This window comes from bacterium, assembly GCA_016708315.1.
Classification (GTDB): domain Bacteria; phylum Zixibacteria; class MSB-5A5; order CAIYYT01; family CAIYYT01; genus JADJGC01.
On the sequence record JADJGC010000002.1, the window covers coordinates 151,105 to 166,870 of the forward strand.

General features: G+C 51.3%; 10 protein-coding genes. All 10 read left to right on the forward strand.

The window, feature by feature from the left end; genetic code table 11:
* Positions 1-105 precede the first annotated feature (105 nt).
* Positions 106-3,765: a S8 family serine peptidase gene (locus tag IPH59_00945; protein ID MBK7090281.1), complete on the forward strand. Its 3,660-nt coding sequence runs from the start codon at positions 106-108 to the stop codon at positions 3,763-3,765.
* On the forward strand, positions 3,762-5,903 hold the full coding sequence (locus IPH59_00950) for a T9SS type A sorting domain-containing protein (GenBank protein MBK7090282.1): 2,142 nt from the start codon (positions 3,762-3,764) through the stop codon (positions 5,901-5,903). The genes IPH59_00945 and IPH59_00950 overlap by 4 nt, the downstream gene beginning before the upstream one ends.
* 71 nt (positions 5,904-5,974) lie before the next feature.
* Positions 5,975-6,709 (forward strand): hypothetical protein, encoded by a 735-nt coding sequence (locus IPH59_00955; protein MBK7090283.1) that lies wholly within the window; start codon positions 5,975-5,977, stop codon positions 6,707-6,709.
* Positions 6,710-6,760: 51 nt separating this feature from the next.
* Positions 6,761-7,063, forward strand: coding sequence for a LapA family protein (locus IPH59_00960; GenBank protein ID MBK7090284.1), 303 nt, complete (start codon positions 6,761-6,763; stop codon positions 7,061-7,063).
* Positions 7,064-7,066: 3 nt separating this feature from the next.
* Complete coding sequence (locus IPH59_00965) at positions 7,067-8,137, forward strand: tetratricopeptide repeat protein (GenBank protein MBK7090285.1); 1,071 nt, start codon at positions 7,067-7,069, stop codon at positions 8,135-8,137.
* 142 nt (positions 8,138-8,279) lie between these two features.
* Entirely contained in the window at positions 8,280-8,654 is a 375-nt protein-coding gene (locus IPH59_00970; protein MBK7090286.1) for a hypothetical protein, read from the forward strand.
* Entirely contained in the window at positions 8,581-10,893 is a 2,313-nt protein-coding gene (mutS, locus tag IPH59_00975) for a DNA mismatch repair protein MutS (GenBank protein MBK7090287.1), read from the forward strand. The genes IPH59_00970 and mutS overlap by 74 nt, the downstream gene beginning before the upstream one ends.
* Positions 10,877-12,724, forward strand: coding sequence for a DNA mismatch repair endonuclease MutL (mutL, locus tag IPH59_00980; GenBank protein MBK7090288.1), 1,848 nt, complete (start codon positions 10,877-10,879; stop codon positions 12,722-12,724). Before mutS ends, mutL begins: the two co-directional genes overlap by 17 nt.
* Positions 12,699-13,637 (forward strand): tRNA (adenosine(37)-N6)-dimethylallyltransferase MiaA, encoded by a 939-nt coding sequence (gene miaA, locus IPH59_00985; protein ID MBK7090289.1) that lies wholly within the window; start codon positions 12,699-12,701, stop codon positions 13,635-13,637. Before mutL ends, miaA begins: the two co-directional genes overlap by 26 nt.
* A 61-nt stretch (positions 13,638-13,698) precedes the next feature.
* A complete protein-coding gene (locus IPH59_00990; protein MBK7090290.1) occupies positions 13,699-15,759 on the forward strand; it encodes a LysM peptidoglycan-binding domain-containing protein in 2,061 nt (686 codons plus the stop codon).
* The last annotated feature ends 7 nt before the right edge of the window (positions 15,760-15,766 follow it).

Below are 15,766 nucleotides of genomic sequence, written 5' to 3' on the forward strand. Positions count from 1 at the left end.
GAGCCGCCCTGATCGTGCTATATTCATTGGATAATTTCTGTATTTCGCGCGTATTGAAGACGAAGCAATGCGGTGCACTTGAATTCAATGGATTGGATGCCGGGCATGTTCAGAAAATGTTGTCTCGTTGTCACGTTACTCGTGGTCGCGATACTGCCCGCAATTGTTGCCGCAGCGGAATATCATCCAACGCGCTTGATTGTTCGTCTTGATAGCTCAACTTCTCAGAGTTCTCTCAGCAAGTTAAGCAGCTCAGTTCACGCCGACAAAATCACACCGCTGCTCAAGGGGAATCACGTTGCTTCAGCAAGCAGGGGAGCTTTCGCCTCAGTCTATGTCATGGAATTCGCCGACTCGATTGATCGAGAACGCGCTGAATCAGAACTGGCAGGTCAGCCGGGGATTGCCTATGTCGAGCGCGATATCTATATGGTAACATTCAGCGACCCGCTCTACGTTTACCAGTGGGGGATGCACAATGTGGGGCAAGAGTACCCCGGAATCATTCGCGTACCCGGAATTGCGAATGACAGCCTGAAAATGTTGACTGGCCTTGAAGGTGCCGACATCAATCGACTCGCGGCACTGGCTGAGCCGACGGATAGGAGCCGCGTCAAGGTCGCAATCATTGACACGGGCGTGGACTACGAGCATCCCGATCTGTCGGAAAACATCTGGCACAACTTTGATGAGGTAGAAGGCCGTGTCGGATTTGATGACGATTTCAATGGCTACGTCGACGACCGCTACGGCTACGACTTTTCCGGTGACGACGCCAACGGTTATTCGATTTCGCCTGACTCCGACCCAATGGACACCATCGGGCACGGAACTCATTGTGCAGGAATTGTCGGAGCGGTGACGGAAAACGGTATCGGTATCGAGGGCGTAGCGCCAAACGTCGAGATCATGTGCCTCAAGATATTCCCCAATGCGTTAGCTTCTGCGAGCGCCGAAGCAATCATCTATGCCGTGGAGAACGGCGCCAAAGTCATCAATGCCTCATGGGGCTCGCCTTTCTTTTCAGCGATTCTTGCCGATGCAGTGAAATTCGCCGTCGATAATGGCGTGCTCTTCGTTGCAGCATCCGGCAACTCCGGCACATCGACACCATTCTATCCGGCGCGACTAGATGAAACATTCACGGTCGGTGCTACCAACTCCTTTGATGAAGTCACCAGTTTTTCGACATTTGGCAATTGGCTCGATGTCTGCGCACCGGGTCAGGACATTCTTTCATTGCGCGCGCAAGACACAGACCTGTATGCCGAAGGCGGTGAGCCGCTGCTGCGTATCGTCGAAGACGAATATTATCTTGCCGACGGCACAAGTATGGCTGCACCGCATGTTACAGGAAGCGCTGCGCTGATTCTCTCGGTAGCTCCGGGGCTTTCAGCTGATAGCGTAAGAAGACTTCTGGTGAACACTGCCGACCGCGTTTCCGATCCGAGCGGTGCTGTTCCAACCGGATTTAGTCCACATGGCGGTTATGGCCGCATCAATGTCGGCAGGGCAGTGGGATTACTTCAGGATGACTATGCAGAGATAGAAGAGCCGCGCGTACACCAAATCGTCTCTGGTTTGGTCGAGATCAACGGATCGGCTATGTCATCGCAAAGTGCCAACTACTTTCTTGAAGCAAGACCGAGCTCATCAGAGGAGTGGCAGACAATTGCGACAGGCAATGCAAGTATTGCCAGCGGACCAATCGCATCTTGGGATTCATCTCCCTTTGATGGCGAAACCGAGCTGCGCTTAACCGTCGGCGAAAAGATTTCCTTTACTTCAACAGTTCGTCTGGTCAATTCGGTTCAGGTCGACATACTGTCACCCCTCGAAGACGACACGGTCTTTTCAGCTGTCAACATTACCGGTTCAACATCGATACCAGGATTCACTCACTTCGAGTTGGCGTACTACTCAGACGTCGAACCGAAACAAAAAGTCCTCATTAAACGCTCGACCGATCTTCTTTATCACAAGCTCCTGTCGGAATGGACGGTTGGGCAAGTGCTTCCCGGAATTGGCACGCTTCAACTCGATGTTTACACTGACACTTCGGTAGTAACTGTCAAACGGCGCGTGTATATCAAGTCCGCTTTGGCAGAGGGTTATCCTCGTGACCCCGGCATTCGCCCTCACTACACTTCAGTTTCCGGCGACATTGACGGCGACGGTCGAGTAGAGGTGCTTACCGGATCACGAAATGGTATCATCGTAAGCGAGTTTGTCGGCAACACGAGTAGAGTCATCTCCGTTCCAAGGGCAACTTCGATTGAATCGGCATTAGCACTGCACGATTTCGACGGCGACGGTGATGATGAAATCGTCTGCGTCACTGATTCGGGAGTCGCGATCATCAATGAGCACGGAGACTTCGTTCCCGGCTGGCCCAAGATGATCAGTACCGGCTATCAAAACAGCGGCTATCCGACTCCGTTAGTAACTGATATCGACGGCGACTTGATTATGGAAATCCTCATTATCAATTTCGGCGGCGAGATTTATTGCTGGCATGCTGATGGATCAAGCTACTTCCGCACCCAGCAAAGGATTTTTGCGCGCACCGGCAAAACCGGTACGCCGCGCACTTTTGGCGGTTCATACGTGCCGTACATTTTTGCATATGACTTCAATCATGATGGTTACCAAGATGTCGGCACCCTCTATACCGAGTTGCGGGGCGAAGGCGGTTTGTACATGTACTCCGGCAAAGATGGCAATCCGCTGCATCCTCACATCGGTGCCGAAGTCACTTCGCGCGACGATATCTTCGGGGGTGTGCTGGCTGACTTCGACGGCGATGGCGAACCGGAGATAGCCTTTGCACATTGGTTCTCTTCCAATCTCGCGATGGCGGTTAGCATCGTCGAAGCTGATGGCACTGACCTGCCCGGATGGCCGCGCTATTTCCCTGACAAGATTCAGTTCTTGACTCCATACCAAGCCGCCGCCGATCTCGACAACGACTCGCTGCCCGAATTGGTATGTGTTTTCAGCGCACTTGATGGCGGCGAGGTCTATGCCTGGAATGGCGACGGAACACCATTCTTGGCAAGCGAGTTCGGTCGCAAGGATGGTTTCTTTGCAGGCACCACGAGTTCTTTGAGCAATCCATTGATTCTCGATGTTGATAATGACGGCGAACTGGAGATAGTCTCTCGCGGCGGCGCGCTGTTTCTCGGCAAGCCGGAACGCCTCTTGGCTTGGAATCTCGACGCTTCGCCAGTAGTAGGTTGGCCGATCTATACCTACGCAGATCCTGCACTGGTTACGTACGCCACGCACACGCCGGTCTCGGGTGACTTTGATAATGACGGTTTGCTCGAACTGTTTATGGGATCGTCGGACGCCCAGCTGTATATGTGGGATTTGCCGACACCAGCCGAAGACAAATCCGTTGTATGGGGCAATTTCATGCACGATAAACGTAATACCGGAGCCTTGCCGATAATCAGCAGACCAGCCGCGCCGCCAACATTGCCGACAGCGTTTCGACTATCGCAAAACTACCCGAATCCGTTCAACCAGTCGACAGTCATTGAATTTGACCTGGTCGCTCACTCCAGAGTTACCGTCGAGATTATCAATACGCTGGGGCAAACCGTCGCGACAGTCTTGAACCACGAGTTGGAAGCTGGCTCGCACCGTTTGGCGTGGAACGGAAAGGACTCAAACGGAAACGACTTGGCCTCTGGTGTTTACTTCTATCGACTACGCATGGACAGATTCAGCGAAACCCGAAGAATGGTGTTACTGAAGTGAAAGATGCATCTGTGATTGTCGTTGTTATATTGCTGCTTCTGTTGCCAGGCACAATCTGCGCGACTGGAGCCGATCAATTTGTCTATCAGTCTTCGCACTCCTTTGATAAGGCGATAGATATTGCGACTTCGACTGACCGCATATTCGTGTTGTCCCCCGGAACGCTTTCTATTCTGGATGCAGCAACGCAGACGCCAACACTCGAACGAATTCAATCGATTACTATCAGCAAGGACTTGGTTCATGTCGCAGCATTCGGCGACATCGTGGTCCTCGCCTCAAGAAGAAACCTCATTGGAATCTACCAGTTGATCGAGAATGAATTTGTGCACCGAAGTGATTTTTCCTCACTGGACTCAATTGCAAATTTGGCTCTCGTCGAAGACCTACTATTTGTCGCGCAGGGGTATGGCGGTGTCAATGTCATTGATCTCTCGGACGTCGCTAATCCAGCGTTGCGCCAAACGCTGACCGAACCCGACTACGCACTTGATGTGGACATGGCGGGTGACTACTTGTTTGTCCTCGACGTGCTCAATGGCGTCACTGTGTTTTCAAAGTCTGGTGGTCAATTCCGTTACTTCGATGAAATACTATGCGAGACTCAACCGACAGATATTAGCGCCTTCAAGAACGGAGTGGCAATCGCGTTCGGCTCGCAACGATCGGAAGTGTGGTATTGCAGTGAGTCAAATGGCGCACTGCTTGAGCGTGTGATTGAAACAGACTATGAAGTCTCCCGAATTGCGGTCAATCGCGAATCAGATGAGATCCTATACATGGCATCCGAAACCGGGGACATCTCCTCTGTCGGCATTGTAGCGGCACGATCAACGTATCCACACCCGATTGCCAAACTCATAGCAATTGAGAACTCGTCCTTGTATTCGCTGGTCGCGCTCGACCGTTTTGGAAATTTGACTGCCTTCAGAAGCGGTCAGAATCTGGAATCCCGGGCATCTTATCAAGGTGAGGCAACTCCCAGCGCTATGACTGCCACCAGCGGCGCGCTCCTGCTTTCGACACCAGCGGGCATTCAGGAGCTGACACGAAACAACACCAACTTAGGCCCGAGAATGATCATACCGGGCGCAGCTATCACACCAATACTCGCTGAGTCAGATCCTTGGTTGTTTGCCGGTGCTCCGCAAGACGGAACAATCAGGATCTACCAGAAGGATCGGGGAAGATGGTTCTCACATTCCGAACTTGCATCGGGACTGGCACTGAAACAGATCTTCGCATTCGGCGCGAATTCGGATGAAGTCACTTTGATAGCCGTGGGAGAAGATGGAATCGTCTCCTACAGTCTGGAGCCAGATGATACGTTCTCTCTGAGAAGTTCAATCGTGTCAGACGGTGTGATCAGCGGTGCTGACATTAGCGGCAACCTCATGGCGACGATTTACCAAAATGGCAAGGTTGCGATATACTCGTTTGAAGTTGACCAAATCACGTTTGTAGGAGCGACGCAATGCGTAACACGACCGCGCGATGTCGAGATTACCGGCGACGGCTTTATCGCTATCTCCCACGCCACCGGCATCCAGATATTTGAGTTCGATCAAGCTACCAATGAATTCACCGAACATCAAGCTCCTTCGGCGATCTCTACGGCGTTCGATCTTTTCTACGATCAGACCTCGCGCGAGCTACTTTTTGCGACCGGACCGACTCCAGTGAGATATCTCGATTTCTCCAATCCCACCGACCTCGGAACGGTCTATTTGATTCCCGGCACCGAAGGAACAGACCAGATTGCCTATAGCGAAAACGAGCTCTACTGTCTCTCAGTCGATTGGATTCGACTTTATAAAAGAGTCGATCAGTCCCAGACTGGCAGGCAGAATTCAACCTTGCGCGATGTCAGCGTGGCGCCAAATCCCTTCAATGCAAACACTCAAATGACGATTGAATTGAACCCGAACGTCAATCTGCCTTCGAGACTCGATATCTCATTCGTCAATATCCTTGGTCAGACATTGTACCGAAAAGAACTGACCGCAAACTCGGTCACCTTGACATTTCCTCTGCCGCAACTAATTGGCGAAGAGCCGGCGATTGCCTCTGGAGTCTATTTCTTCGTTGTACGCGCCGCCGGTGAAGTCATTACGCGCAAGCTGGTGCTTCTCAAGTAGTTTCGATTTAAATACTTGACTCTAACCCGGCCAGGCGTATAATTAGAAACAAGCCGAGCAGGAAGCGAAAGGTGACCAACAAGTTAATGAACAAAACAGCAAGAGTAACCTGGATACTGATATTCTCAGGAATCTTGATAAGCGGCGCAGCGTTTGCCAAGAAGGAGAAAGTCGGGACTATTGAAAAAGGCTGGTACAATGACAGCCGATTTGGCTTCTCCATGTCTATTCCGACAGAATGGAAAGATGCCGGACTCAAGAATGAACCAAGTCCTGAACGCATCATGTTTGAGTGGCGCAAGCCGCGAGTACCAATCAAACTTAAGAGCAACCCCGGCGAAGCGCTCAAGCCCTATGTTCGGATATTTGCAGATTCGACAACGATGACCGCCCAGGCATTTTTCGATTCGCTAAATGTCGGATCCACCAAAGATGAATTCCGCGATAAGATTCTTTCCAAGTCCGAGTTCTTCCAACGCGGCCTTTCCAATCCACCGGAAATAGCAGTACCTACTGCCGAAAAAATCGGCGGACAAAATGCCACGCGCTGGCAGATTCGCCGTGAATACTCGGTTCAGGTTCAGAAAGACGACACAACTCCGCCGCAATTGATTCGCGACTATCGCGTCGGCTATGTCTACATCGTAGCATTCGACGGCTGGTTGTTGTACATGGAAATGGCCTGTGAAAATCAGTTCCGGGATGAGTTGGAAGATCATTTCAAGAATATTGCTTCGTCAATTACATTTCGTTCGAACTCAAGCGCAGCCGATACGGTGAAGGCCGTCGAGGGAGGCGCTGAATAATGTCGTTAGGCAGTAAAGCATCGTCAATGTCAGTAGCCAAGGAGCGCGGCCATGTGGGCAATTAGGATGTTCTTGACTATCATCTTTCTGATAGTCGCCATTGCGTTCTTCATATACAATGCGAATGAACGAGTTGATGTCAACATTCTCCATACACGATATCTCGATGTGCCGCTCATGGTGGTGTTGTTGATTTCGTTCGGCGCGGGCATGATTGCCAGTTTCCTCTTGGCGGTAACGTACTTCTTCAGAATATCTTCAGAGTCATCCGCAAATAAGCGATTGATTAAACGCCTTGAAGCTGAAATCACTTCATTGCGCAACCGCCAGATTGACCAGATTGATTCGGTGTAGGTTATGTTCGAATTAAGCATGTACTATTACGTCGGTGGAGTCGCTATCATCCTCCTATTGATGGCGCTGCTCTCTTACCAGATCCGTCGCCGTCGTCGCGCCCACGAAAAAGATGGCAGCCTCTACATTTCAGCACTGCAGTCACTTCTTGAAGGCGATCAGGTCGCTGCCTTCCACAAGCTGAAAGACGTAGTCGCGCAGGACACTCGCAACATCGACGCGTACCTGCGTCTCGGCCGTATTCTTGCCGATCGCGGCAAGGCGCGACAAGCAATCCAGATTCATTCAGACTTGCTTATGCGCGGGGAATTGACGGCGCTACAGAAGATCGCAGTTAACCGTCACCTAATCGACGACTACATCGCCGACGGCCAGCACGACAAAGCAATTGGTTTGCTTAAGAAAGAATTCGAACGCGACCACACAAACCTGCATGCCGGAGCCCGATTGCTTGACCTCTTGACCAAAGCAGACAAGTGGGAAGAGGCTGAAGATGTTGCCGAGAAACTCTATCGACGCGATTCCGAAAAATTCAAGACACGCCTCGCCGAGGTCAAAATCCGGCTTGGCGATGTCATGGGCGAGCGCGGCAAAGGTCGCAAAGCGCGCACTCTCTACAAGACCGGCATTCATCTTGACCCGACCAAGTTTGATGTCTGGGTTAGAGTCGGCGATTCATACATCACTGAAGAGCGCGTCGAAGATGCTGTCAAGGCTTGGATGCACTTGGTTGAGAAGAGCCCCGACAACGCGCACTTGGTGTTCGACCGTCTGCGTCGTTCGCTCTTCGATATGGGCCAGTTCAATATGATCAGCTCCGTGTTCGAGAATATTCTCGAACGCGATCCGAACAATATCAGCGCAGCAATGGCTTTGGCGGAACTCTACGAAAAGAAAGGCGACCGTTCGCAGGCGCTCGACTTCTACCGACAGATTATCAATGCCCACCCGAACTATGCTCCGGCGCATATCGGATTGGCGCGCATATACCGCGAGCAGGGAAGAACCAGTGAAGCCTTTGATATACTCGAAAACTTATTCTTCCAGCAAGAGGCCGCTCGCCAGCGCCAGTGATCTTGTTGATTGTTTACATAGCATCATAGCGCTGCCATTACTGGCCTCGACCCGTCTAGCCAAACCGGCAAACGTTTCGGCCGCTGGAATAGCACTTCATTCACTGCAAACCAACGGCACTTAGTCCATCGTATCGAGTTAGATGACAGTAAAACAAACTCCGCTGTTAGAGCAGTATTTTGCGATTAAGAAGCAGCATCCGGACAAACTCTTGTTCTTTCGCATGGGCGATTTTTACGAGATGTTTGGTCGTGATGCCGAAATCGCCGCGCCGATTCTCGGTATTGCATTAACTTCGCGTTCGCACGGCCAATCGACGAAACTGCCGCTTGCCGGTGTGCCATACCATTCTGCAGAGAAGTATCTCGCACTCATAATCAAAGCCGGACTCAAAGTCGCAATCTGCGAACAGGTTGAGGATCCTAAACTCGCCAAAGGGGTTGGTGAAGCGGGAAGTCATCGAAATCATCACGCCCGGCACAGTCACTGTCGACAGCGCCATGCCGCAAGGGCATGAAAACATGCTGGTCTCGATTTGTGTCGGACAAAGTGATCGCATCGGTCTTGCGGGACTTGAGATCGCTACCGGAAGAGTCGTCGTCTTCGAGGGAAACGGCGATTCAGCAATGGATAAGCTTGAGTCCTTTAGCCCGCAGGAAGTTTTGGTTTCCGACGCCGCGGACGACAGCGTTGATCGAAGAGCCGAACGTATCGGCGCACAAGTTACGAAGCTGGAAAGTTGGCGCTACCAGGACGACTACGCCGCAGAGCGAATTCGCACCTACTACAATGTACACTCGCTCGAGGCATTTGAATTGGCGGCGTTTCCGTTGGCGGTATCTGCTCTCGGCAGTCTGCTCTCGTACGTCGAAGAAATGAAATTTGCCGCGCCGCTGCATCTAAGCCATCCGCGATTCGCCGAAGACGTCGATCATGTCTACCTCGATGCATCCTCAGTGCGCAATCTCGAGTTGCTCTCCTCAAACTCCAGCGAAAAGAAAGAACACTCGCTGATCGGCTTGCTCGACTTCTGCCGCACCGGTATGGGAAAGCGTTGTCTCGCGCGCTGGCTGGTAGCACCGCTCAAGAATATCGATCGCATTCGCAAACGTCATGATGCAGTCGCAGTGTTTGTTTCGGACACTGATCTTCGCTCAGAGATTGAATCGTTGTTGGCAAACATCGCCGACTTGGAGCGTTTGTCAGGGAAGCTCGGCTATCGCAAAGCCAATCCTCGCGATCTAATCCAGCTTCGCAACAGCCTCCAGAAGCTCCCTGCGATTAAGAATACTCTCAGTCGCTGCAATTGCCAACTGTTGGCGGAAATCGCTGCCCAAATTCCTGATATGGAATCAGTCGCCGTTATGATCGACCGCGCACTTGTCGACGAGCCGCCATTGCTGATTAACTCAGGCGGCATGATCAAGCCGGGATTCAACAGCGAACTCGACTCGCTGAAGGGTTCGATCAAAGATGCCGTCGACTATGTCGGTTCACTGCAGGAAAAGCTGCGCTCTGAAACGGGTATCTCGACCTTGAAAGTTGGATTCAACTCAGTGTTCGGCTACTACATCGAAGTTACCAAAGCACAACAAGCAGGCGTACCTGATTACTTCGTGCGCAAGCAGACATTGGTCAATGCCGAGCGATACATCACTGATGAACTCAAGCAGAAGGAAGAACTGATCCTTGCTGCCGAGGACAAAATCAACCGCGTCGAAGAAACGGTGTTCCTTGAATTGCGCGAGGAACTCTCCAAGCACATCGTCGAGATCAGCAACGCCGGTAGGCTCTTGGGTGAAATTGATGTATTGCTCTCATTTGCAATTGCAGCACGCAAATTCAACTATACGCGACCTCAGCTTGTCAGCGAATCGACGCTTGAAATCATCGAAGGTCGCCATCCAGTAATCGAACAGCTTCTGGCGCGCGGTGACTTTGTCGGCAACGACACACATCTCGATACCGGCAGCCAACAAATACAGTTGCTTACTGGCCCGAACATGGCTGGAAAATCTACTTACTTGCGACAAGTCGGACTTATTGTCATCATGGCGCAAGCCGGATCTTTCGTCCCTGCGCAGTCAGCGACTATCGGCGTTGTCGATCGCGTTTTCACTCGAGTGGGAGCATCCGATAGACTAACGATGGGTGAATCGACGTTTCTCGTGGAGATGAACGAAACTTCGCGAATACTAAACAACGCCACGCCGCAAAGCCTGATTCTGCTCGACGAAGTCGGCCGCGGTACCTCTACCTATGACGGTTTGGCGATTGCGTGGGCGCTTTGTGAAATGCTGCACAATGATGACCGTCTGCGCTCGCGGACTATATTTGCCACTCATTTCCATGAATTGACGGAACTGCCGGCACTGTGTCCGAGGATTTGCAATTATCAGGTGCAGGTGCGTAGACACAAAGATCGTATCATCTTCCTGCGCAAAGTCGTTCCCGGAGGTTGCGATGACAGCTTCGGTATCGAAGTTGCCAAGCTCGCAGGTATTCCGAGTTCGCTTACGCGACGCGCCAAGGAAATCCTTGACGAACTCGAGACTGGCAAATTTGAACCGCTCAAAACACGATCCAAGTATCACTACATCAATCCCAACCAATTGGGATTGTTCGAGCAGAAAGAATCACAAAGTCTCAAGCGCCTACAGAAGATCGAGATCGATTCATTGACTCCGATCGAAGCCCTAAACGTGCTTGCAGAACTAAAAGAGCAGGCGGAGAAGGAACATGGCGTCAAGAATTAAGCTTCTCCCCAATGTTCTGATCAACAAGATCGCCGCCGGTGAAGTTATCGAGCGTCCCGCATCGGTCGTGAAAGAACTGGTCGAAAACTCCCTCGACGCACAGGCGACTTCCGTACGAATCGACATCGCCGATGGCGGACTTGGCCGTATCGAAGTTAACGACAACGGAATCGGGATGACTCCCGAAGACCTGAAACTTGCCATCTGCCGTCACGCTACCAGCAAGCTATCTAGCCCAGACGATCTTTTTGCAATCAGCTCATTCGGATTTCGCGGCGAAGCTCTGCCCTCAATTCTGTCCGTGTCGCAAAGCACCATCAAATCGCGGGCTCGGGGCGCAGATAGCGGCTATCAGCTTGAGATTGCCGGTGGGGAACTGACATCGGAAAGCGAAGTCGGTTGTGATTTTGGAACCACCATCTCTGTCCGAAACATTTTCTTCAATACTCCAGCACGCCGCAAATTTCTCAAGTCACCTTCGGCTGAAGTGCGTCGCCTGATCGAGGTTGTCGAGTCACTTGCGATCTCGAATCCACAGTGTGAGTTCATTCTCGACTCGGATGGACAGCGCTTAGTTGACCTGGCGGCTTCCACCGACAAGTTTGATCGTGCCAAACAACTTTTTGGATCAGTCAACTCTGAGAAATTCGTCCGAGGCGAGAGAAACGGTGATTCCTTGCGAGTCGAAGTTTTCGTTTCGAAACCGGAAGCTTGCCGCCGCAATCGTTCGCGGATTCTTCTCTTGGTCAACGGTCGGCGTATCGAATCTCGTTCGCTATTTGCAGCGGTAACATCAGCGTACGGAGAATTCCTTGCCGGTGGGCTCTACCCGCAAGGGGCGATATTTATCACAATTGACCCATCGCTTGTCGACGTCAACGTCCATCCGGCAAAGTCCGAAGTTCGCTTCGCCGATGAGCGAGTAATCTTCCACACGATCTACCACGTTGTTCGCGAGTCACTGCTTGAGGGCCGCGTCGTTCCCGGATTGAACGCAGGTAGTTCGCCCGGTCGCCGCGAGGACTTCTCTGGATATGCCCGCGAGGTGGATGCCCGTCGAGCCGTACAGTCGTTCTTCGAGCCAAGAAGTCTTAACCCTGTGCAAGCCGAAGAATCGATGGCCGCCATATTTGCCCAGGCAGCAACAACACCGGAGACCCATCAGCACTCGTTTTCGGCCGCTACGGAAACAGCACACGCTCAAACAACAGAATCTGTCCAACCGACAACTGCGCGACACGAATTGTCGACGGCTCTGCGCGGTGAAGTAAGACTCCAGCAACTCGCATTACTCTACATCGTTGCAGTAACTGCTGATTCGATCTTGATCATCGACCAGCACGCGGCGCACGAGCGAATTCTCTACGAATTGGCGCTTAAATCCTTCGGCCATCATACGATTTCTTCTCAGCGTCTCTTGTTACCGATGCAAGTGCATCTCGAACCGGACGACCTCTTCACCTACGAGAAGGAAAAGGAATCGCTGGCAGCGCTCGGGTTTGTCGTCGAGAGCTTCGGGCCGCGACAGATTCAAATTGAAGCAGTTCCGGCTGTCTTAGGTCGTAAGAATCCTGAGGTTGTCTTTCGCGAGCTCCTTGATGACTTCTCAGATGTCAAAGGCGACGAGCAGAAGCGCTTCCAGAAGAAAGCAGCATCCTTTGCCTGCAGGGGAGCTATCATGTCCGGCGACCGTCTTTCTGAACCGGCGATGCGAGCCTTATTCGAAAACCTCATGACTTCGGAAAACCCTTATGTTTGCCCGCATGGCCGTCCGACTATGATCCGATTCTCAAAACATGAACTTGATGTCAAATTCGGACGCATCGGTTAAACCGACTATCCCGGTCATAGTCGGACCAACTGCGGTCGGGAAGACAGCGGTAGCACTCAACCTCGCCCGTCGTTTCAATCTGGAAATCATCTCCTGCGACTCGCGCCAGATCTACAAGTACATGAACATCGGCACCGCCAAACCGACACTGGAGGAACTTGGCGGTACTCCATACCGGCTCATTGACTACGTCGAGCCCAGCCGCACCTACTCTTCGGCGCTGTACAGGACAGACGCTATCCGAGAGATAGAAAGAATCCTGGATTCGGGCAGAGTACCTCTAATCGTCGGTGGCACAGGTCTTTACTTGAAAGCTGTTATGGTGGGCTTCTTCGCAACCCCTGACCCCGACGAATACTACCGTAAAGAACTTGAAGCGCTCGACACAACTGCCTTGTATAACATGCTGATGGAAATTGACTTACAGGCAGCCAAAGTGATTCCTCAAAACAACCGATTACGGGTTATTCGGGCTTTGGAGATTCACAAGATAACTGGGCAAACCAAGACGGAGCTCTCCTCCAAAGGCGACTATCCACCCTCAAGGTATAACTTTGAGGTATTTGAACTAAATCGTTCGCGGGAAAAACTTTATCAATTTATAAATTTTAGGGTCGATAAAATGATAGGGGATGGATTGATCGACGAGGTCGAGCATTTGCGTGAGATCGGGTTCGGTCAATCGCCCGTTTTGAAGCAGACTGTTGGCTACCGCGAGGTTATCCAGTATCTGCAAGGCGAAATCAGCCGCGATCAGTGCATCGGGCTGATTAAGCAAAAGACACGAAACTACGCCAAGAGGCAGATTACCTGGTTTCGCCCCGATCCGAGCGTTGTACGGATAGACCTGGAAAGCGAAACCGGGCTGCAAAAACTCGTTGGCGAACTTGACAAATTAAAACTTGACACGTAAATATGCTAAGTCATATCTTACAACGGTTTACGTTCTATTTACTTATATGGGAGGGAACGGGATGTTGCTTCGAATAAGTTGTTTTCTAGTTGCCGTCGTTCTCGCGGTAGCTGGATGCGCCTCCACGGTTCGTCAGGGCTCTGCAATTGCATCGTCCAACGATCGTGTATCAGCGCATGCAGAGGATCGCGCCGGCTATAACTCCGTGCCTTCCGATACGGTTGCTTCCAACCTGCAAGATGAAATGTACATTCAGGCTCTTGACGAGCTCGCTCTCGCGGAAGAATACTATCAGTATGGTGCACAAGCAAATGCGGCCGAACGCTGGAATGAAGCACAATACAACTTCGAAAGATCAATCTCCATTCTCTCTGCTCTCGATATTGAACCCGATGTAAATACTGAATATGGCCAGCGGTATACTTCACTGCTTGGGGAAATCAGATCCGAATATAAACTCACATTGCTTTACCTTGCGACGATTCCGGGTGAGACTTCGAGTTCTGCTTTCGTTGATCGGTTTGAAGAGATCGACGACTTTGCGAAACTCCGCCAAGAGCGTGTTGTCACAGATGTCGACAAGACAGAGACTTACGACATTCCGATCGTCGTGAATGAAAAGGTCGAGAACTGCATTATCTATTTCCAGACAATCGCTCGTGATTTCTTCCAGGCTGCGCTTACCCGTTCAGGCAAATACACACCTATCATGGCAAGAATTCTTGAGGAAGAGGGACTTCCCACTGACCTCATCTATCTCCCACTAATCGAGTCTGGTTACAAGACTAATGCCTACTCGTGGGCGAAGGCAACTGGCCCGTGGCAGTTTATTAGCAGTACCGGCAAACATTACGGTTTGTATCGTAATTGGTGGTACGATGAGAGACGTGACTTCGAAAGATCAACCCGTGCGGCCGCTCGTTATCTCGGATTCCTCTATGGTCGCTACGACGATTGGTACTTGGCACTATCGGCTTACAACGCCGGTGAAGGTCGCATCGATCGCGCTACCAAAAAGGAAAACACCAAAGACTATTGGCGTCTCAAGACAATTGCTCGCGAGACCCGTGATTATGTGCCGTTATTCCTCGCTGCGACGATTATCGCAAAGAACCCCGAAAAATACGGCTTCACAGCCTACTATGATGATTGCCTTGAGTATGAGACTGTCACTGTCGGTAAGTGCGTCGATCTCCGCCATGTTGCGAAGTCAATTGGCACTACGCACGAATATCTTCAGCATCTGAATCCCGAACTCCTGCGCAACATCACGCCCCCTGGAATCGAGGCATATCGTCTGCGAATTCCGAAGAACACCGAGACTGCATTCTGGGCTTCCTACGATTCATTCGAAGAACCGACTGTCGCCGGTGTCGAGAAGCACACCATCAAGCGCGGGGAGACTTGGGCCAGTATTGCCAAGAAATACGGTATCTCGTCAAAGGTCCTGGCTGAAGCAAACGGCAGTTCGAACAAGAGCAAATTGGTGGCTGGCAAATCGCTGATGATACCCCTAAAGAACTCCGAGTTGGCGAGCAAGAGCGGTGGTTCCAGCCGCAAGTCTTCGACTTCCTCGTCGAAATCCAAGGTCAGTTCCAATGGCACCTATACAGTCAAGAAGGGCGACAATCTCACTCAGATTGCCGAAGCCCACGGCACAACTGTAAACGATTTGCGGTCTTTGAACGGAATTGGGCCATATGCCGACTTACACCCGGGTCAGAAGATCAAAGTCAATTCCAAAGCAACGAGCAAGTCATCGAAGTCGTCCGGCAACAAGATAATGACCTACAAAGTCAAAAAGGGCGATACACTTGCCAAAATCGCGCAGAAATACAATACCAACACCCAAGAAATCGCTTCTATTAACGGAATTCACACGATCGATCATTTGCGCATTGGGCAGTTGATCAATGTGCCTGCAAGCAAAGCATCCACTGAGAGCAAGTCCACCAAATCAAGTAGGGGCGGTGGAATTCTTGTTTATGTAGTCAAAGCCGGCGACACACTCTGGGAAATCGCCAAGAACTTTGGCACGACTGTCGAAGACATTGTGACACTAAATAAACTTCCCTCGCGCAAAGTGAAGATTGGCGACAAAATCAAAGTGAAGCGCGGATAAAGAAACG

Excerpts from the sequence above, each read along its gene's own strand:
- IPH59_00945 (MBK7090281.1), top strand. The coding sequence starts at position 106 with ATGTTCAGAAAATGTTGTCTCGTTGTCACGTTACTCGTGGTCGCGATA.
- IPH59_00960 (MBK7090284.1), top strand. The coding sequence starts at position 6,761 with ATGTGGGCAATTAGGATGTTCTTGACTATCATCTTTCTGATAGTCGCC.
- IPH59_00965 (MBK7090285.1), top strand. The coding sequence starts at position 7,067 with ATGTTCGAATTAAGCATGTACTATTACGTCGGTGGAGTCGCTATCATC.
- IPH59_00970 (MBK7090286.1), top strand. The coding sequence starts at position 8,280 with ATGACAGTAAAACAAACTCCGCTGTTAGAGCAGTATTTTGCGATTAAG.
- mutL (MBK7090288.1), top strand. The coding sequence starts at position 10,877 with ATGGCGTCAAGAATTAAGCTTCTCCCCAATGTTCTGATCAACAAGATC.
- miaA (MBK7090289.1), top strand. The coding sequence starts at position 12,699 with ATGTCAAATTCGGACGCATCGGTTAAACCGACTATCCCGGTCATAGTC.
- IPH59_00990 (MBK7090290.1), top strand. The coding sequence starts at position 13,699 with ATGTTGCTTCGAATAAGTTGTTTTCTAGTTGCCGTCGTTCTCGCGGTA.